We start from the raw sequence: 19920 nt of genomic DNA, 5'->3' as shown, positions 1-19920 counted from the left end.
CCCCTCCCCGGTCAAGGACCCCAACTCGCTCACCGGGTGAGCCTGACGGCCCTGACGAGATGGTTGACACCCGTGCGGCGTCCGGCAGCGGTACACATCAGATCATGACGCTCTGGTCGCGTGCTGTACACCCCTCAAATCACTTCCGTGACAGCTTCGAGCTGGGGATGTCGCCTTGTCGAGATTGATGGAAGCGCTCCCGGCCCGGTTGCCCCGCCCGTCACGCTCAAAAGGGCGTCGGCGAGGATGGCGGGGATGGCCTACCGCTACTTCTACGACTGCGAGTTCATCGAGGACGGCCGAACCGTCGAGCTGGTCTCGATCGGCGTTGTCGATGAGTACGGCCGCGAGTTCTACGCGGTCTCCACCGAGTTCGACGCGTCCCGGGCGGTGCCCTGGGTGCGTCGCAACGTGCTGGACAAGCTGCCCTCCCCGGCCGACCGGTCCTGGCGCTCCCGCGAGCGCATCCGCGACGAGCTGTACGACTTCCTCGTCGAGCCGATCCGGGAGCGTCCCGGCGAGGAACTGGAGCTGTGGGCCTGGTACGCCGCGTACGACCATCTGGCGCTGGCGCAGCTGTGGGGGGCGATGCCGGCCCTGCCCCGGGAGATCCCCCGGTTCACCAAGGAACTGCGGCAGCTGTGGGACGACCGTGGGAGACCGCGGCTGCCGAGCGCCGACGCGGCCCGGCACGACGCCCTGGTCGACGCCCGGCACAATCTGGCCCGGTGGCGGGCGATGACCGGTTCGTAGGTTTGGCCCGTTGTGGCCCAGCCTGGGTAGTTTGGCGCGCTCGACTACCCGCCGGTAGCGGGGCCGCGGTGTCGGGCGTCAGCCCGCGGCGACTACAGTTCGCAGTGACGGCCCGCCCCGGGCCGGCAACGGTGCCGAGGGTCTGACCTGACACATATCCTGGGGCTTGATCGGGCTTGACCAGATCTCCCCAGGAGGATGAGCAGATCATGCGTATCGGCGTGCTCACCGGCGGCGGCGACTGCCCGGGTCTCAACGCGGTCATCCGGGCGGTGGTCCGCAAGGGTGTCGCCAGCTACGGCCATGAGTTCGTGGGTTTCCGGGACGGCTGGAAGGGCCCGCTGGAGGGGCTGTCCCGTCCGCTGGGCATCGCGGAGGTCCGCGGGATCCTGCCGCGCGGCGGCACGATCCTCGGCTCCTCCCGGACCAACCCCTTCAAGATCGAAAACGGCGTCGAGCGGATCAAGGAGAACCTGGCCGCGCAGGGCGTCGACGCGCTCATCGCCATCGGCGGTGAGGACACCCTCGGCGTCGCCACCAAGCTGCACGAGCTGGGCGTCAACGTCATCGGCGTGCCGAAGACCATCGACAACGACCTCGGCGCCACCGACTACACCTTCGGCTTCGACACCGCGGTCAACATCGCGATGGAGGCGATCGACCGGCTGCACACCACCGCCGAGAGCCACCACCGCACCCTGGTGGTCGAGGTGATGGGCCGGCACGCCGGCTGGATCGCCCTGCACGCCGGCCTGGCCGGTGGCGCGAACGTGATCCTGCTGCCCGAGCGGCAGTTCGACGTCGAGCAGGTCGCCGGCTACGTCGAGAAGCGCTTCCAGCACCAGTACGCCCCGATCGTCGTGGTCGCTGAGGGCGCCCAGCCGCTGGAGGGCCAGATGGTCCTGCAGAACCAGGAGCTGGACTCGTTCGGTCACGTCCGGCTCGGCGGCATCGGCCAGTGGCTGGCCGAGCAGTTGGAGGCCAAGACCGGCAAGGAGGCCCGCACCGTGGTGCTCGGGCACATCCAGCGCGGCGGCACCCCGACCGCGTTCGACCGGGTGCTCGCCACCCGGCTCGGCCTGCAGGCGATCGACGCCGTGCACGAGGGCGACTGGGGCAAGATGGTCGCGATGCAGAGCACGGACATCGTCCGCGTTCCGCTCGCCGAGGCCACCCGCGAGCTGAAGACCGTCCCGCTGGAGCGGTACGCCGAGGCCGAGGTCTTCTTCGGTAGCTGATCGTCGTTCCGGCGTCGCGGCGGGCCACCCGGTCCGCCGCGACGCCGGCCCACAGAGGGGGTACGTCAGGTGTCAGCCGGGGTGCACACCGTTGCGGTGATCGGCGCGGGCAAGATCGGTGAGCTGATGCTCTCCGGGCTGCTGCGCTCGGGCTGGCCGGTGGACCGGCTGCTGGCCACCGCCCGCCGGCCGGCGCGCGCCGAGGAACTGACCGCCCGCTACGGCGTACGGGTGGTGGACAACCTCACCGCGGTCGACGAGGCCGAGGTGCTGGCCATCTCGGTCAAGCCGCAGGACGCCGCCGCGCTGCTGGACGAGATCGGGCCCAAGGTGCCCGCCGACAAGCTGGTGATCTCGCTCTGCGCCGGCCTGCCGAGCAGCTTCTTCAGCCGCCGGCTGCCCGAGGGCACGCCGGTGGTCCGGGTCATGACCAACACGCCGGCCCTGGTGGACCAGGCGATGACCGCCATCTCCGCCGGGGCGCACGCCACCGGCACGCACCTGGCGCTGGCCGAGGAGATGTTCAAGCCGCTGGGCGCGACGATCCGGGTGCCCGAGACCCAGCAGGACGCGGTGACTGCCCTCTCCGGCTCCGGTCCGGCGTACTTCTACCTGCTGGTGGAGGCGATGACCGACGCCGGCATCCTGCTCGGCCTGCCCCGCCAGGTGGCGCACGACCTGATCGTGCAGACCGCGATCGGTTCGGCGGTGATGCTGCGCGACTCCGGCGAGCACCCGGTGAAGCTGCGCGAGGCGGTCACCTCACCCGCCGGCACCACCATCTCCGCCATCCGCGAGCTGGAGAACCACGGCGTACGCGCGGCGCTGCTGGCCGCCCTGGAAGCGGCCCGCGACCGGGCCCGGGAGCTGGCCGCCCAGGCCGAGTGAGACTCACCGGGTCGTTCCGGTGACCGGTGTGCCGCATACTGGCGCGGTGTTCACACTCGCCCAGGCCCGGCACCTGGTGGCCACCCTGCACCCCCGCGTCGACGAGCTGATCCGGGTCCGGGCCGACCTGGCCGAGTTGCAGGCCGACCTGACCACCCACGGGGTCAGCGCGCTCGGCGGCCGGCCCGAGGTCAAGGCCCTGGAAGCCCGGCTGTACGCGGTCCTGGACGAGATTCAGCAGCACGGCATCGAGGTCAAGAGCGTGGCGCCGGTACTGCTCGACTTCCCCGGCGAGCGCGACGGCCGGCAGGTGCTCTGGTGCTGGCTGGAGGGGGACAGCGACGTGCGCTGGTACCACCGCGCCGACTGCGGCTTCGCCGGCCGCCGCCCCATCTGACCCCCGTCATCGCGCCCGAGACTTTGACGGATCGCGCCATATCGGATGCGATGGGACGTTGAGTCAGAATGTCGACAGACGGTTTCGCTGTCGGTCGGTTGACCGATGGACGGATGGCGTCTGTTGACTCGCAACATTGGTCAAGGTAGGTCTCGACCTGGCACCGAGGTCTTCGGAATCGGTTGCCGAGTGGTTAAATCGGGGCCTCATGCAGTGAGGTGTGGGGAGTGCACATGGATGTCTTCGATGTGCGGGATCGACTCATCGAGGACTACCGCGAGTTCACGTCGAGTTTCGTCGATCCTCGTGACGCTCATGTCCGGAAGCACGTAGAGACGCTGCACGCCTCGGGCTACCAGTGGCCGGCACCGTACCTGTCGCTGAATCCGAATTTTGCCACGGGTGGGACGATTGACGAGTTGATCGCCGAGGGCCTCCTGCATCCGGACAACGCGCGGATCTTCCGTATCAAGAAACATCAGAGTGATCCGGGCAACCAACCGCTGCTCTTGCACCAGCATCAGCGGGAGGCCATCGTCACCGCCCAAGGCGGTCACAGCTTCGTGTTGACCACGGGCACCGGCTCGGGCAAGAGCCTGTCCTACATCGTGCCGATCGTTGACCGGGTGCTGCGCGCGAAGGCGGACGGGACGTACCAGCCAGGCGTCAAGGCGATCATCGTCTACCCGATGAACGCGCTTGCCAACAGCCAGCTGTACGAACTGGAGAAGTTCGTTCGCTGGGGTTTTCCGGACGGCGCGCCACCTGTCAGCTTCGACCGTTATACCGGCCAGGAGAATGCCGAGGCCAAGCGCCGAATCCTGAATGACCCGCCGGACATCCTGCTGACCAACTACGTGATGCTCGAACTGGTGCTGACCCGGCACCGAGAGCGGGACCGGCTGATCCGGGCGGCCCGCGGCCTGTGGTTCCTCGTGCTCGACGAATTACACACGTACCGGGGGCGGCAGGGAGCTGACGTGGCGTTCCTGGTCCGCCGGGCGAAGGATGCCTGCGCCGCGCCGGACCTCCAGTGCATCGGCACGTCTGCCACCATGACGACCGAGGGTGATGCCGCGTATCAGCGAGCGGCCGTTGCCGACGTGGCGACTCGGCTGTTCGGGCAGGCCGTCCAGCCGGAGCATGTCATCGGAGAGTCTCTACGGCGCGCCACCACGGGTGGCGGCTCAGACGCTGGCGGCCTCGCCGCTCGGGTTCGGCACTGGCACCGGGCAGGGCACCAACCGGATCTCGACGCCTTCCGGCGGGACCCGCTGGCCCACTGGGTGGAGAGCACGTTTGGCGTCGAGCCAGAGGAAGGCACGGGCCGGCTGGTCCGTAAGCGGGTGCCGCGTACCGTTCCCGACGCCGCCGATAACCTCGCCCAGGTGACCGGCGAGCCCATCGGCGGCTGCCAGGCCGCGATCCAGGCGATACTTCAAGCAGGCGCTCAGCTCATCGACCCGGAGACTGACCGGCCGGTGTTCGCGTTTCGGCTGCATCAGTTCCTTTCCAAGGGCGACAACGTCTACGTCACCGTCGAGTCGCCGGCTCGGCGGCACATCACCAGCCGTTACCAGACAGTCTCGCCGGACAGTGGTCCCACGGAACGAAAGATCCTCGTGCCGCTGGCGTTCTGTCGGGAGTGCGGACAGGAGTACCTCACCGTCCGCCGGACGGTGAACGGCTTCGAAGCGCGGCAGGACGCGGACAGCAGTGAGGACGGCGGCTACCTCTATCTCAGCGACGACCAGCCGTGGCCGGAGAGCCTGGAGATCGCTGTGCAGGACGGCCGGCTGCCGTACTCGTGGACGGTGCTCGCCGACGACGGGAGCACTGTCCCGGCTGAGGACAAGCGCAAGTATCTGCCCGAGGTGGTGCACATCGACGCCGAGGGATTCGAGGTCGACCCGGGCAAGGGGGTCATCGCTGCCTGGGTCGCCGCGCCCTTCCGGTTCTGTCTTCGCTGCCGGGTCTCCTACGAGCGTCAGCGGGGCAAGGACTTCGCCCAGCTCGCCAAGCTCTCCACCGAGGGCCGCAGCTCGGCGCTGTCGGTCATTGGGGCCAGCGTCGTCCGGGCGCTGCGCGCCGAACCAGCGCTCGGCAAGGCGGCACGCAAGCTGCTCTCATTCGTCGACAATCGGCAGGACGCTTCGCTCCAGGCCGGGCACTTCAACGACTTCGTGCAGGTGGTGCAGCTCCGGGGGGCCCTCTACCGTGCGGCGGAGAAGGAGCCGGAAGGCCTCACTCACGAGCGAGTGGCGCAGCAGGTCACCGAGGCGCTCGGGTTGCAGCTGGCTGAGTTCGCCCGGCGGCCGGAGGTCCGCTACGGCAAGGAGGAGATCCGGCGGGCCCTGCGCGAATTGGTCAACTACCGGCTCTACCTGGATCTGGAGCGCGGCTGGCGGGTGACCATGCCGAACCTGGAACAGACCGGCCTGCTGCGTATCGGCTACCGCTACCTCGATGAGGTCGCGGCCGACCAGGAGATCTGGGAGGGCAGCCATCACCTGCTACGCGACGACAGCCCGGAACATCGGTACGAGATTGCCGCGACCTTGCTCGACGAGATGCGTCGTAACCTGGCCATCGACGTGCGGTGCCTGACTGAGGAGGGGTTCGACGAGATCCGCCGGCTCTCGGTTCAGCACCTTGCCGAACCCTGGGCGCTCGGCGTGCGGGAGCGATCCACTGTGGCGGCCATCGCCTTTCCCAAGCCGAGCGGCAAGGGCCGCCCTCGCTCGTACCTGCACCTGTCCGGCCGTGGTGCCCTCGGTAAGTACCTCAAGCGGCAGTACGAACGTCCCGGCCAGTCCTGCGGGATCGCCGACGCGCAGGGCATGATCCGTGACCTGCTGGCGGCGCTCACGGAGGCGGGCTTGGTGATCCAAGCGGCGCCGGGTGAAGGTGAGGACCTGATCGGCGGGTATCGGCTCCGGTCCGACGCGTTGCTCTGGCAGGCCGGCGACGGCAAGGCGGGCGCCGAGGACCGGGTCCGCAAGCAACTCTCCGGAGAGGTCGGCGCTCGGGTCAACACCTTTTTCCGCGACCTCTACCGCGACACGTCGCACCTGCTCACCGGTCTTCAGGCCAAGGAACACACCGCCCAGGTGACGCCGGACGTTCGGCAGGAGCGAGAGCGGGAGTTCCGGGAAGGTGACCTGCCGCTGCTGTTCTGCTCGCCCACGATGGAGCTGGGCGTCGACATCAAGGAACTCAACGCGGTCGCGCTGCGCAACGTGCCGCCGACGCCGGCCAACTACGCCCAGCGGGCCGGCCGGGCGGGCCGCTCCGGTCAGCCAGCCCTGGTGGTCACCTACTGCTCGACCGGCAGCGCCCACGACCAGTACTACTTCAAACGGCAGACCAAGATGGTGGGCGGCGCGGTGCAACCGCCCCGCCTCGACCTGGCCAACGAGGATCTGGTCCGCTCGCACCTTCAGGCGATCTGGCTGGCCGAGACGAAGGAGGAACTGCCCAGCTCGCTGGCGGCGGTGATGGAGACCGGTGGGGACAATCCAGCCCTTGAGCTGCTGGCGAAGCTGAAGAAGTCGATCGATGATCCGGAGGCCCGACGCCGGGCCTTGGCCCGTGCCACCGATGCGCTCGCCAGCGACCTGGACGGGGAATTGCCGAGTGCACCCTGGTGGCGTCCGACCTGGGTGGCCGACGTCATCGAGCGTGCCCCGCGCAGCTTCGAGGAGGCGCTGGACCGGTGGCGCAAGCTCTACCGAGCGGCCTTCAAGGAGTACGAGGTGCAGGGCCGTCGAGCGGTCGACACCAACGTCTCGCACAAGGCTCGGGAAGAGGCACATCGGCGGGCCAACGACGCCCGGGTACAGCTCGACCTACTGCGTAACGAGGATTCCGACGAACCGCAGACCGACTTCTACACCTACCGCTACCTGGCCTCCGAGGGTTTCCTGCCGGGCTACTCCTTCCCTCGGCTTCCGTTGGCTGCCTACATACCGGGCCTGAACGGCCAGCGGCAGGGTGATTACATCCATCGACCTCGGTTCATCGGTATCAGCGAGTTTGGCCCCGGCGCGCTGATCTACCACGAGGGCGCCCGCTACATGGTGCGTAGTGTGCAGTTGCAGCAGGCGGCGGAGCCGGGCAAGGACAATCTGCTCACCACCTCCGCTCGGCGCTGCCGCGCCTGCGGGCATCTGCACGACGATGTGCCGGGAATCGACGTGTGTGAAAGCTGTGGTGAACGGCTCGGCGTGACCGACGAGAACCTGCTGCGCCCGTACACGGTTCGCACCCAGCGCCGGGAACGAATTTCGTCGGACGAAGAGGAACGTCGCCGCTCAGGCTTCCAGATCGAGACCTCGTACCGCTTCCATCAGCACGGCGGGCGGCCCGGCAAGCTCACCGCCATGGTGGCACCGGAGGACGGTTCGGCAGTGGCGACCCTGGTGTATGGCGACGCGGCCACCGTCCGCCGGGCCAACCTGGGGTTGACCCGGCGCAAGGATCAGAAGATCCGTGGCTTCTGGCTCGATACCACCAACGGGGAGTGGCTCTCGGAGTCGAAGGCGGCCGAGAGAACGACCGACGAGGAAGACCTCGGCTCCGTTGACGAGATCAAGCGCAAGCAGCGGGTGATTCCGTACGTCGAGGATCGGCGCAACATCCTGGTGCTGCGGCTCGCCCGCAAGGCGCGGCACGAGGAGGCGATGTCACTGCTGTACGCCCTGGAACGCGGCATCGAGGCGACCTTCCAACTGGAGGACTCGGAACTCACCGGCGAACTGCTGCCCGACCTCGACGAGCAGGGCCGAATGCTGTTCATCGAGAGCGCTGAGGGCGGTGCCGGTGTGCTGCGCCGGCTGGTCGAGGAACCGGCGGCGATCAGCCAGGTCGCGGCCGAGGCGCTGCGGATCGCCCACTTCGACCCGGTGAGCGGTGAGGAGGCGGAGCAGGGTGTGTTCGATGGCGACGACCGCTGCGTCCAGGGCTGCTACGACTGCCTCTTGTCGTACTCCAACCAGCCTTACCATCGGCTGATCGACCGGCACCTGATCACGGACCTGTTGCTCGACCTGGCCGGCTCGCGAACCACGCGAAACGGCACCGCAGCAGCCGCCGCCGAGCGCCTCGATACAAGTGCCCGCGCAGCCGAATTCGTAGCCTGGCTGACGCAGGCGGGTTATCGGACGCCGGACGGCGGCCGGGAGCGGATGGCCGAGGCCTTGGTCGACCTTGTCTATCGCGACCACCGGGCGGCGGTGTTCGTGGATGCCGCCGACGAACCGTTCGGCGCGGAACGGGATCTCGACGCCGAGGAGAGCCTCATCGACGCGGGGTGGACGCCGATCAGGGCGGCGGTCGGGGAGTGGCAGCAGGCAGTAGACCGCTACCCGAGCGTGTTCGGGCAGCACCAGGCAGGGGCGCGATGAGCGTACGGGCGGAAGGTGGGACGGTGACGGTGACCGCGGAGCGGTTCGAGCCGGGCACGCTGGTCAGGGCACGCGGCCGGGAGTGGGTGGTGCTGCCCGAGTCAGAGCCGGGCCTGCTGGTGCTGCGCCCCCTCGGCGGCTCGGACGACGAGCGGGCCGCCGTGCTGCCCGACCTGGAGACCGTCAGCGAAGCCACCTTCGCCTATCCCGACCCCACCGACGCCGGCAATGCCAGCCGCGCCGGTCTGCTGCGTACCGCGCTGCGGATCGGTTTCCGCTCCACTGGCGGGCCGTTCCGGTCGCTCGGCGGGCTGGCCGTCGAGCCTCGGCCCTACCAGCTGGTGCCGCTGCTGATGGCGTTGCGGCAGGACACCGTCCGGCTGCTGATCGCCGACGACGTCGGCATCGGCAAGACCGTCGAGTCCGGCCTGATCGCCGCCGAGCTGCTGGCCCAGGGCGACGCGGACGGGCTGGCGGTGCTGTGCAGCCCGGCCCTGGCCGAGCAGTGGCAGCGGGAGTTGGCCGAGAAGTTCGGCATCGCCGCCGAGCTGGTGCTGCCCGGCACCGTACGCCGGCTGGAGCGGGACCTGGTCGGCGCGCAGTCCATCTTCGACCGGTACCGGCACGTGGTGGTCTCCACCGACTACATCAAGCGCCCGGAGCTGCGTGACCAGTTTCTGCGCGGCGCCCCCGACCTGGTCATCGTCGACGAGGCGCACTCCGCCGTGCTGGACGACAGCAACCGTGGTGGCCGGTCCCGGATGCTCCGGCACGAACTGGTGCGGCGGCTCGCTGCCCGCGCCGACCGGCACCTGATCCTGGTCACCGCCACCCCGCACAGCGGCAAGGACGCCGGCTTCCGTAACCTCGTCGGACTGCTCGACCCGCGACTGGAAACCGTCGACCTGGACCGCGCCGAGGGCCGGGAGTTGCTGGCTCGGCACTTCGTGCAACGCCGCCGGGTGGACATCCGCCGTTTCCTGGAGGACACCCCGTTCCCGGAGGACCGGGAGTCGACCGAGCGCGCCTACCGGCTGACCGGCGACTACAAGGGCCTCTTCGACGACGTGGTCAGCTACGCCCGGCAGGCGGTCCGTGACCCGATCGGCGGGCAGGTCCGCCAGCGGGTGCGTTACTGGTCGGCGCTGGCCCTGCTGCGGGCGATGGCCTCGTCACCGCAGGCCGCCGCCGCGACGCTGCGCACCCGGGCGGCCAACGCCGATGCCACCGACGCCGACGAGGCCGACGCGTTGGGCCGGGCCGCGGTGCTGGACCTGCCGGACGACGAAACCCAGGAGTCGGTGGACCTGGTGCCCGGCGCGGAGACCGACGCCGACTCGGGCAGCCCGGAACGCCGTAAGCTGCTCGCCTTCGCCCGCCGCGCCGAGGCCCTCGCCGCCAAGGGCGACAACAAGCTCGACCTGCTGGTCAAGGAGGTCAAGGCGCTGCTCGGCGACGGCTTCAACCCGGTCGTGTTCTGCCGATACATCGACACTGCCGAGTACGTTGCGGAGCGGCTGGCCGCCGCGCTGGGTAGGAACTTCGCGGTCGGCTGCGTCACCGGCGCCCTGCCGCCGGAGGAGCGCACGGACCGGATCAAGGAGTTGACCGCCGACCCGAAACGCCGGCCGGTGCTGGTGGCCACCGACTGCCTCTCCGAGGGCGTCAACCTCCAGGACGCCTTCCAGGCGGTGGTGCACTACGACCTGGCCTGGAACCCGACCCGCCACGAGCAGCGGGAGGGGCGGGTCGACCGGTTCGGTCAGCGGGCCCCGAAGGTCCGCGCCGTGATGATCTACGGCACGGACAACCGGATCGACGAGATCGTGCTCAAGGTGCTGCTGCGCAAGCACGAGCAGATCCGTAAGGCGCTCGGCGTTTCGGTGCCGGTGCCGGACCGCAGCGACGACGTGCTCCAGACCATCGCCCAGGAGCTGCTGATCGCCCCGGACGCACCGGAGCAGCTCACCATCGAAGGGCTCGGCACCGAGTCCCGCGAGGACCTGCACCGCGAGTGGGACAGTGCGGCGCTGAAGGAGAAGGAGTCCCGCACCAAGTACGCCCAGCGCGGCATCCAGCCCGCCGAGGTGGCCGCCGAGTTGGCCGAGATCCGGGCCAGCCTCGGCGCACCGGACGAGGTCGCCGACTTCGCCCGGACCGGGTTCGCCGCGCTCGGCGGAGACGTGGTCGGCAAGCCCGACGGCTTCGACACCAGTACCAGCGTCCTGCCGTTGCCGCTGCGTGACGCCTTCCCGGCCGGCTACCCGACAACCCTCGCGCTGCACCGCGAGCTACCCACTCCGGCCCGCGCCGCCCACCTGGACCGCACCGATCCGTACGTCGCCGCGCTGGCCCGCTACCTGCTGGAGAGCGCGCTGGACCCGACGGTTCCCGCCGACCAGCGGCCCGCCCGGCGGGCCGGGGTGATGCGTACCTCGGCGGTGGCGAAGCGGACGACCCTGTTGCTGGTGCGGTTCCGGCTGCACCTGACCCTGCCGACCCGGGCGGCGGTCGCCGAGCCGCGTCGGCTGGTCGCCGAGGAGGCCCGGCTGCTGGCGTTCCGGGGTGCTCCGGCCGCCGCCGAGTGGCTGCCCGACGAGGAGGTGGCGACGCTGCTGACGGCCACGCCGACCGGCAACGTGCTGCCCGAGGCGGCCACCCCGCTGCTGGAGCGGGTGATCGGCAAGCTCGACGAGGTCGTACCGCACCTGAACGGCACCGCCGACCGGCTCGCCGACGCGCTGCGTACCTCGCATATCCGGGTGCGGGAGGCGGCCGGGCAGCGGGTCCGCCGCCAGATCACCGTCGCCGCCCAGAAACCCGCCGACGTGCTCGGCGTCTACGTCTACCTCCCGGAGGCCACCTCATGACCGCCGTGACCTATCCCGCCGTCCGGGTCGAGGGCGGGCTGCTTCCCGCCGGCCTGGTGCAGCGGATCGGCGACGGCGCGGCCGAGCTGCCCGGCGCCGACGCCGCCAGCTACGGCCTCCAGTCCGGCGAGTCGGTACGCCGCTACGCCAACCGCTCCTACGCCTACCTCCAGGACGTGTGGCGCGACTTCGCGCGGCACCGCGCCCGCTCCGGCGACAGCACCCGGCTGACCCGGGAACGCTGGCTGCTGATTCTGCTCCGCGAGCTGGGCTACGACCCCGTCGAGGCGCTGCCCGGCGGCATCACCGTGGACGAGAAACCGTTCCCGGTCAGTCACCGCTGGGATGCCGTACCGGTGCATCTGCTCGGCTGGGGCACGGACCTGGACCGGCGCACGGCGGGGATGCGCGGCGCGGCTGCCGCCGCCCCGCACTCGCTGATGCAGCAGCTCCTCAACCGTTCCGAGCAGCACCTGTGGGGTGTCGTCGCGAACGGGCAGCGGCTGCGGCTGCTACGCGACTCGACCAGCCTGGTCGGTGTCGCGTACCTCGAATTCGACCTGGAGGCGATCTTCGAGGGTGACCTGTTCCCCGACTTCGTGCTGCTCTACCGGGTGGCGCACGCCACCCGACTCGCCGCCCGCGACGCGGCGGCCGGGCCGTCGTCGTGCCTCCTGGAAGCCTGGCGTACGGAGGGAGCCAAGCAGGGCGAACGGGCCCTGGAACAACTCCGCGACGGGGTGGAGGCGGCGCTGGAGATCCTCGGTACCGGCTTCCTCGACCACCCCGACAACGCGGCCCTGCGGCAGCGCATCGACGCCACCCTGTCGCTTGAGGACTACAAGCGTTCCCTGCTGCGCCTGGTCTACCGGCTGCTGTTCTGGTTCGTCGCCGAGGACCGCGACGCGCTGCTCGACCCGGCGGCGACCCCCGAGGCGCGACGCTGCTACGACACGTACTTCTCGGCCCGTCGATTGCGCGAGCTGGCGCTGCGCCGCAGGCACTCCGGCCACGGGGACCTGTGGGAGTCGGTGCGGCTGGTCTTCCGGCTCCTTGGTGAAGAGTCCGGCAACCCGGCCCTGGGCCTGCCCGGCATCGGCGGCCTCTACGAGCCCGGCCCGCTGGACAAGCCGATCGCCGAGGCCAGCCTGAGCAACACCGCGCTGCTGCGTGCCGTCGAAGCTCTGGCCGTGCTGCCCGCCCGCAAGGGCGCCGGCCGGCAGCGGGTCGACTTCCAGCACCTCGGCGCGGAGGAACTGGGCAGCGTCTACGAGTCGCTGCTGGAACTGCGCCCCCGCTGGGACCCGGCGGCCCGCCGCTTCCACGCCGAACGGCTGGCCGGCAACGAGCGCAAGACGACCGGCTCCTACTACACGCCATCCTCGCTGGTGGAGTGCCTACTCGACTCGGCACTGGACCCGCTGCTGGACGAGGCCACCGCGCTGCCCACCCCCGAGGAACGCATAAAGGCGCTGCTCGACCTGACGGTCTGCGATCCGGCCTGTGGGTCGGGGCACTTCCTGATCGCGGCGGCCCGCCGGATCGCCAAGCGGGTGGCTGCCGAGGAAACCGACGAGCTGGAACCCGCCCCGGACGCGGTCCGCTCGGCGATGCGCCGGGTGGTGGCCCGCTGCATCTACGGCGTCGACGTCAACGAGATGGCCGCCGAACTGGCCAAGGTGTCCCTGTGGCTGGAAGCCATGGAGCCGGGCCGCCCGCTCGGCTACCTCGACGCCAACATCCGGGTCGGCAACTCCCTGCTCGGCGTCACCCCCAAACTCCTCAAGGACGGCATCTCCGACGCCGCCTTCACCGCCCTGACCGGCGATGACAAGAAGGTCGCCACCGCACTGAAGAGACAGAACGCGGATGAGCTGGGCGGCCAGGACACCCTCTTCCACGTCTCGGGCTTCGACGTCGCCAATACCGCGCTCGCGAACGCGGCCAAGGAGATCGTGTACGCGAAGCCGCCTACCTCGCTCGCCGACGTGCACGTGCAGGCCAGGCGGGCGAAGGCGCTGGAGGAGGACCGGAAGCCGGCCAAGTTGATAGCCGACGCCTGGTGTGCTGCCTTCGTGCAGCCGAAGACTCAGGAGACCCGACTCAGCGCGATCACCCAGCAGGTGCTGGAGAGGCTGGCCAAGGGGGAAGCGACCCTGGAGATGCACCGCGCCGAGTCCCTGGTGGACGAGTTGAGCCAGCAGTACCGCTTCTTCCACTGGCACATTGAGTTCCCGCACATCTTCCGGGTGCCCGAGTACGGCCCGGTGAACGAGGCGACCGGCTGGCAGGGTGGCTTCTCCTGCGTCCTCGGCAACCCACCCTGGGAGCGGGTCAAGCTCCAGGAACAGGAGTTCTTCGCCTCCCGCGAACCGGAGATCGCCAACGCCAAAAACGCCGCCGCCCGCAAGAAGGCCATCGCGGCCCTGGCCGCCAGCGACGAACCAGCCAAGCAGACGCTGTACGCCGAGTGGATCGCCGCCCTGCACGAGGCGGACGGCTTCAGCCACCTGCTGCGGTCGTCAGGTCGCTACCCGCTGACCGGCAAGGGCGACATCAACACGTACTCAGTCTTCACCGAGACAGCCCGGGTGATCCTGCACCCGCGAGGCCAGCTCGGCATCATCGTCCCCACCGGCATCGCCACCGACGCCACCACCCAGGACTTCTTCAAGGACCTGGTGGTTACGAAGAGCCTCGTCTCGCTGTATGACTTCGAGAACGAGGATCGCATCTTCCCGAACGTGCACAACCAGTTCCGGTTCGCACTGTTCACGATCGGTGGTCGGCAACGTCAGGTCGAGCGCATCTCACTGGTGTTCCGTGTGCGTCAGGCAAACCAGATCGGTCCGCGCGCCTACTCGCTGGTGCCCGACGAGATCACTTTGCTCAACCCGAATACAGGTACGTGTCCGGCGTTTCTGTCGCGCCGGGACGCCGAGATCACCCTCGGCATCTATCGCCGAGTTCCGGTGCTGTGGCGCGAGGGGGCGCCGGACGGCAACCCATGGGGCCTTTCCTTGATGTCCATGTTTCACATGGCCAACGACTCTGGCCTCTTCCGTACGGCAGGCGACCTGGCAGACAAAGCCTGGCAGGTCGACGGCAATGTCCTTATTCGCGATGATGAGCTGATGTTGCCTCTGTATGAGGCAAAGATGGCCCATCACTTCGATCACCGCTACTCCACCTACGACGGGGCGACGCAGGAGCAGCTAAACAAAGGAACCTTGCCACGTTTCGATGACGCTGCGCACGCTGATCCGACGCATCTACCGGTCCCGCGTTATTGGGTAGCCGAGGCTGAGGTGAACAGTCGGCTAGCGGGCCGGTCGTGGCGGCACCGGTGGCTCTTCGGGTGGCGGAAAATTGCCAGGGCTGTGGATGAACGTACTCTCGTTCCTTTCATCGTTCCCATGTCCGGCGTAGGTGATTCAGCCTTCGTTGCTACTGCCAACCGCTCCGCAAGTGGCGTTGTTGCAAATCTTTCCTCATTCGTCGCCGACTACGTGTTGCGTCAGAAGGTCAGCGGAGCAAACCTCAACTATTTCCTTATTAAGCAACTCCCGGTGCTGTTGCCCGAGCGCTATGACGAGTCGGCACCGTGGGCCCCGGAAGGTGGATCGCTGGATGGCTGGATCACCGCACGGGTGCTGGAGTTGACCTACACCGCGTATGACCTCGCGCCCTACGCCCGCGACCTAGGCTACGATGGCCCGCCGTTCGGATGGGATCCAGGCCGCCGCGGGCTGCTCCGCGCCGAGCTGGACGCGGCGTATTTCCACCTCTACGGCGTCGACCGAGACGATGTCGACTACATCATGGGCACCTTCAAGGTCGTCCGTCAGAAGGACGAGGCCAGCCACGGAGAATACCGCACCAAGCGTCTCATCCTCGAACGCTACGACGCCATGGCTGCTGCTGTCCGACGGGGTGCAAGCTATGTGACTCCACTCGACCCGCCGCCCAGTGGAGGCTTTGAAGGGGTGAAGGCGTGAGCGCTGTCCAACGTCCTCGGCCCCTAGTCTGGGGAGAGATGGGGCGGCAGGTGCGAAGTCTTCCCGAGCATACGGTTGATTGTTGGGTGAGTGCTGCCATTATCGCTAGCAACCCGGAGGCCGTGCTATGGGCGCCGACTCAACGGGGGGCTGATAACTGGGACATGGCTTTCCGGTCGTTGGGTGGCGGAAAATGCCTGATCTTCGAAAACAAGGGCACAGTCGGTGGGTTCTCTGATCCGTTTCGACATGTCGTCCAACTCGATATTCCACAGCTTAAAGCTTATGTTCTCAAGCCCTCTGCTCCGGTGTACTACGTGCTTCCTTCGCCTCCGTGGAGGAGTAGCCTCTCGTCGCCTCAAATCGATCCGAGTGTGCCAGTTCCTGCGCCTGCTCTATGCCGTACTGGATCGCATTGCAGTAGGTCGGACCATCCGCCTCATGGCCCGTTCGAAACCTGGACTTTTGTTGTTGAGGCCATGGAGTTGCTTAGGCTTTTGTGGGCTAGGCGACTGAGGCTCGGGAGTGCACAGAAGACGGTCGGAATTCCTGTCCAGGATATCCGGCGTGGATGTAGTGGGGTCGACCTCCGGACGTTCCTCGCTGGTCTGGGGACGTGTGTGCAAGGTGGGAGTCGTTACGGCAGTGTCGACCAGGCTCGGCGTAGCTGGAGCGAGTTGCATCAACGTCGGCTCGGTGAGGCATTGGATCTTGTTGGCGGCTGGGACGACGAGCGCGTGGTAGAGGAATCTGTGAGAACTGGAGTGCTTATGGCCTTCATGCCAGTTCCAGCACCCTCGGGAGGTGCATGAGTGAACGCCTCGGCGGCAGACAACGAGCACCCGACGCGGTCGGCTAGGTCGGAAGGTGTGTCTCACGAGGGCGGCAGGCGTCTGCTGGTCCTCGGAGGTACCCAATTCGTGGGCCACGCTATCGTCTCTGCGGCCCATTCGGCTGGCTGGGACGTCACCATCTTCAACCGCGGCGGCACGACCGCTGGGCAGGGAGGTGTGCGACTGGTCCGGGGCGACCGGACGAGGCCAGCCGACGTAGCCGCACTGCTCGCTGCCGGTCCCTGGGAGGCCGTGGTGGACACGTCCGGCTACATCCCGGCAAATGTGTTAGGCGTGGCCAGGGCTCTCGCCCCGATAGCGCATCGCTATCTCTTCATGTCAACGGTCAGCGTCTACCGGGACTGGCCGGTGAAGCCGCTCACCGAGGAATCCGAGGTGCTTGCATGCCCACCCGACGCCGGACCCGACTACGGCACCGACACGGAGGACGGACCTACGCGGTACGGCTATCAGAAGTCCGGTTGCGAGGCGGCGGTGGCTTCCGCGTTTGGTGAGGAGAGGGCCATAGTCCTGCGTCCTGGGGTGATACTCGGTCCTCGCGAGTACGTTGGCCGCCTTCCTTGGTGGCTCCGACGAGTAGCAGCCGGGGGAGAGATCTTGGCGCCCGGCACGCCCGACCGAACGATTCAACCGATCGATGTGCGTGACGTCGCGGCGTTCGCGCTACACGCGATCGTTGATGGCCTATCCGGCGCGTACAACATTTCTCGCCCCGTTGGCGATGCCACCTTCGGTGGCCTGCTCCGGGCTTGCGCCGACGCGACCGACGAAGCTCCGGTTCTTACCTGGGTTCCCGATGACCTGCTCGTGCGGCATGGCGTGCGGCAGTGGTCGGAGCTGCCGCTGTGGCGCACCTTCGAGGGAGTGTGGCAGGTCGATTCGTCCAAGGCTTACGTGGCCGGCCTGCGCTGCCGTCCGCTGCGAGAGACGGTCGCCGATACCTGGCAGTGGCTCACGACCAGCGGGGCTGCCCTGGCGAACGTACGGGTAGCCGAGATCGGTCTGAGTCCGGAAAAGGAAGCCCAGGTGTTGGCCGCATGGCACAGGTCAGTTGATCAGCCCAGGTGAACTCTCGGACAGCCATCCGGAGACCTCCATGGCGAGGTGCTGCGCTTTCGGGTCGTGTTCCCATGGGGATTTGGCCAGCAGGTACCGAACTCTTGTCATTCGACCTGCCAGCGATGTGTTGCGCCTCCCGCCAGCAAGGTCCAGAACGTCGCTCAGCGTCTGGATAGCTCCGTCCCTTTCTTCCAGGCACAGGTGAGCAGCCGCCAGGTCGATCTTGCTGCCGTTGATCTGCGAGTATGGCCGCCGGGTAGGCGACAACCGGTTGTAGGCTTCAAGGGCCTCCTGCGCGTACCTGGCTGCCTCTTCACCATCTCCGACGTCGAGCCATGCGGCGGCCGCACAAGCTGCGGCCCTGGCTGGCCCGAAGGCGAACTCACCTCCGAACGACACGCTGAGGTCATCCGGCCGTTTCGCTGCGAGATCCCGGTCCCGACCGGCAGCCTGTAGTGCCTCCCGAAGGGCCGATGAGTTACCAAGCAGGGCCTAGGAACGTGCAGCGATGTGACGAAGCCTGAGCATCGGTTCGCCACCAGGTGCGCGTGGCAACGCCTTGACGAAGTACGCCAGCGCGGCGTCCGGCTCATTGCGCCAGTTGGCGAGTGTCATTTGGAGACCGAACGTCCACGTCACCAGAGATGGCTGTCCGGCCAGATCCGCATACTGGTTGGCGGTACGGGAAAGGGCCGCCGAGTCATTCCAGTACCCGAGGTCGAATGCTGCCGACGCCATCAGGGCGGTTCCCTGGCCGATGACCACATAGAGATCGGTAAGGTCGCGCGGCCGACGGGCTCGCTCGGCCAGCGTCCGGGCTTCGATGCAGAGGCGCCGGGCGGTAGTGAAGACATCGAACGCGGCCGTGCTGACGGTCCGAGCCAGCACCGCCATGTCGCTCTGTAACGACTCAATGGAGTCGTGAGAAATCGGCGCTGTGAGTAACAACGGATCGTTGGCGAGCAAGTCGGCTGCGTCGCTCACGAGGCGTGGATCGGCGATGGCACCACGACTGGTCCATGAGGGCGTCTGCTGGGCAGGTTTGACCTCTTCTACGTCACACAGCAACTCGTCCAGCTGATCGACGGTTGTCTGGAGGGCTTCCGCAAGACCGAGCCGTACCCAGGGTTGAGGCGCAGACTCGCCACGTTCCCAACGGACGACAGTCGTCCGGTCAACGCCGAGCTTTTCCGCGAGGCTCTCCTGGGTGTGACCGAGCGCCTTTCGCCGGAGCGCAAGCCGGTGTCGTCGCCTCAGGGGCACCAAGCACCTCCGTTGAAGCTGTCACCAAGAGTCACTACATAGTTACTCTAGCCGGTGCTCGTGGTGCAACAGCCGCGCCTACGCGGGCGCTACTCGTTCCAGTTGGCGACGTCCCTCAGTGACGGCAGCGGCAGCTCGTCGACGGCCAGACCCACTGCTCGGAAGAGGGCGTTGGCGGCTTCGGTTGTTTTCTCGACTGAAAGGCGAAGGACGGGCTCACCGACCGCCAAGCTCACCACGAGTTCGTAATCCCCGTCATGAGCGACGGTGTAGACGCCAAGATGGGCGGCCTCTCGGCCCTTCTGGGGCCGCCCCTCTCCGTAGACGAATGCGTCGAAATGCGACAAGGCGTTCCGGAGCTTCCGGACGTCAGGGGCCCTCGTATCGAAGTCCTCAATGGTGCTCTGAATCTGCTCCTGCACGTCAAGCGGGGCCGAACGGCGGACCAGTTCCGCCGCTGTCCTGAGGTTGTGCGCTGCCCATACGAACAGGTAGGCGTCTGCCTGCCGGGTGCCGCGAAGTCGGTACGCAGGTTCCGCAGGCAGGATTCGTTCGCACTGCTGTCTAACCGCCATCCACCACGAAACCATGAACTGCATACCGTCCACATGGGACACCTTTGACGTTGGGCTCACCAGCAAAGTTTCGCAGAGGGAGCCGCACTGGCAACCGAGATCTTCCTGAAGCGCTCCCAGCGCTGGCTCCGTCAGCGGCGATACCGGCAGAGCTGCACACGATGATCGTGATGCAACACCTCTGCGCAGGTTTCGCCGAGTTGCTGCTCTGGGGCGGGAACGCCTTGGCCGGGAGGTTGGAGGCATGGCCCGGGGCGGGTGCTGGGCTCCGGTGGGGCGTATCCCCGTGCGCGTCCGTCGTCCCCGCCCGCTCCGGTGCCGCTCCAACTCTCGATGCGGCGGAAGGGCTTTCCATGGCGGCGGTGCTGGACGACTTTCCGGTGGTGGTGCCGGTCAGTGACGAGGATGTGGTGGTGGCCGTGCGGGCGGTGGTGAAGCATGCGCCGGAGCGGTGGCCGGCGGGTCCGCTGTGCCGCAGTGAGCGGGTTCCGCATCCGTGCCGGGTGGCCCGCTGGGGGCGGGACACGTTGCGGGCGGCCGGGGTCGCCGACGCGCGGGTCGATGAGTTGGTCGCCGCCGGTGACCCGGACGCCTGGGTGTGGGCGTGACCGGGCTCGGGG

12 protein-coding genes are annotated in these 19920 nt (G+C 68.0%); 9 read left to right on the top strand and 3 right to left on the bottom strand.

Features of this window, described 5'->3' with window-relative positions:
• Positions 1–255: 255 nt before the first annotated feature.
• The 8 genes from C1I95_RS19675 (at position 256) to C1I95_RS19640 (ending at position 17471) form a co-directional block, all read left to right on the top strand.
• Positions 256–753, top strand: coding sequence for a polyadenylate-specific 3'-exoribonuclease AS (locus C1I95_RS19675; RefSeq protein ID WP_111215288.1), 498 nt, complete (start codon positions 256–258; stop codon positions 751–753).
• A gap of 209 nt (positions 754–962) precedes the next feature.
• Complete coding sequence (locus C1I95_RS19670; RefSeq protein WP_111215287.1) at positions 963–1991, top strand: 6-phosphofructokinase; 1029 nt, start codon at positions 963–965, stop codon at positions 1989–1991.
• 69 nt (positions 1992–2060) lie between these two features.
• Positions 2061–2879 (top strand): pyrroline-5-carboxylate reductase, encoded by an 819-nt coding sequence (gene proC, locus C1I95_RS19665; RefSeq protein WP_111215286.1) that lies wholly within the window; start codon positions 2061–2063, stop codon positions 2877–2879.
• A gap of 46 nt (positions 2880–2925) precedes the next feature.
• Positions 2926–3276, top strand: coding sequence for a DUF2203 domain-containing protein (locus C1I95_RS19660; RefSeq protein WP_111215285.1), 351 nt, complete (start codon positions 2926–2928; stop codon positions 3274–3276).
• A gap of 233 nt (positions 3277–3509) precedes the next feature.
• Positions 3510–8681, top strand: a complete 5172-nt coding sequence (locus C1I95_RS19655) for a DEAD/DEAH box helicase (RefSeq protein WP_111215284.1) — start codon at positions 3510–3512, stop codon at positions 8679–8681.
• Positions 8682–8704: 23 nt separating this feature from the next.
• Complete coding sequence (locus C1I95_RS19650; protein ID WP_233513760.1) at positions 8705–11551, top strand: DUF8741 domain-containing protein; 2847 nt, start codon at positions 8705–8707, stop codon at positions 11549–11551.
• On the top strand, positions 11548–15549 hold the full coding sequence (locus C1I95_RS19645) for an Eco57I restriction-modification methylase domain-containing protein (RefSeq protein ID WP_111215282.1): 4002 nt from the start codon (positions 11548–11550) through the stop codon (positions 15547–15549). Before C1I95_RS19650 ends, C1I95_RS19645 begins: the two co-directional genes overlap by 4 nt.
• An 869-nt stretch (positions 15550–16418) precedes the next feature.
• Positions 16419–17471 carry an NAD-dependent epimerase/dehydratase family protein gene (locus C1I95_RS19640; RefSeq protein WP_111215281.1) on the top strand — a complete coding sequence of 351 codons (1053 nt, stop codon included), beginning with the start codon at positions 16419–16421 and terminating at the stop codon, positions 17469–17471.
• Here the strand turns inward: C1I95_RS19640 and C1I95_RS36440 are convergent.
• The 3 genes from C1I95_RS36440 to C1I95_RS19625 all read right to left on the bottom strand — a co-directional run bounded on the left by C1I95_RS36440 (position 17451) and on the right by C1I95_RS19625 (position 19333).
• Entirely contained in the window at positions 17451–17861 is a 411-nt protein-coding gene (locus tag C1I95_RS36440) for a hypothetical protein (protein WP_233513759.1), read from the bottom strand. The two genes, C1I95_RS19640 and C1I95_RS36440, sit on opposite strands and share 21 nt — an antisense overlap.
• Before the next feature lie 93 nt (positions 17862–17954).
• A complete protein-coding gene (locus tag C1I95_RS36435) occupies positions 17955–18725 on the bottom strand; it encodes a helix-turn-helix transcriptional regulator (protein ID WP_233513758.1) in 771 nt (256 codons plus the stop codon).
• 89 nt (positions 18726–18814) lie between these two features.
• A complete protein-coding gene (locus tag C1I95_RS19625; protein WP_111215280.1) occupies positions 18815–19333 on the bottom strand; it encodes a hypothetical protein in 519 nt (172 codons plus the stop codon).
• A 320-nt stretch (positions 19334–19653) separates the two neighbouring features.
• Here C1I95_RS19625 and C1I95_RS19620 point away from each other — a divergent pair, with 320 nt between their 5' ends.
• Positions 19654–19908, top strand: a complete 255-nt coding sequence (locus tag C1I95_RS19620; protein ID WP_111215279.1) for a hypothetical protein — start codon at positions 19654–19656, stop codon at positions 19906–19908.
• Positions 19909–19920: the final 12 nt, after the last annotated feature.

It is taken from the genome of Micromonospora craterilacus, from assembly GCF_003236315.1.
Classification (GTDB): domain Bacteria; phylum Actinomycetota; class Actinomycetes; order Mycobacteriales; family Micromonosporaceae; genus Micromonospora; species Micromonospora craterilacus.
This window is presented reverse-complemented; position numbering and strand designations above follow the sequence as displayed.

What these genes read in the sequence shown, in the direction of transcription:
- C1I95_RS19645 (WP_111215282.1), top strand. Translation starts at nt 11,548, where the DNA reads ATGACCGCCGTGACCTATCCCGCCGTCCGGGTCGAGGGCGGGCTGCTT.
- C1I95_RS19655 (WP_111215284.1), top strand. Translation starts at nt 3,510, where the DNA reads ATGGATGTCTTCGATGTGCGGGATCGACTCATCGAGGACTACCGCGAG.
- C1I95_RS19620 (WP_111215279.1), top strand. Translation starts at nt 19,654, where the DNA reads ATGGCGGCGGTGCTGGACGACTTTCCGGTGGTGGTGCCGGTCAGTGAC.
- C1I95_RS19675 (WP_111215288.1), top strand. Translation starts at nt 256, where the DNA reads ATGGCCTACCGCTACTTCTACGACTGCGAGTTCATCGAGGACGGCCGA.
- C1I95_RS19670 (WP_111215287.1), top strand. Translation starts at nt 963, where the DNA reads ATGCGTATCGGCGTGCTCACCGGCGGCGGCGACTGCCCGGGTCTCAAC.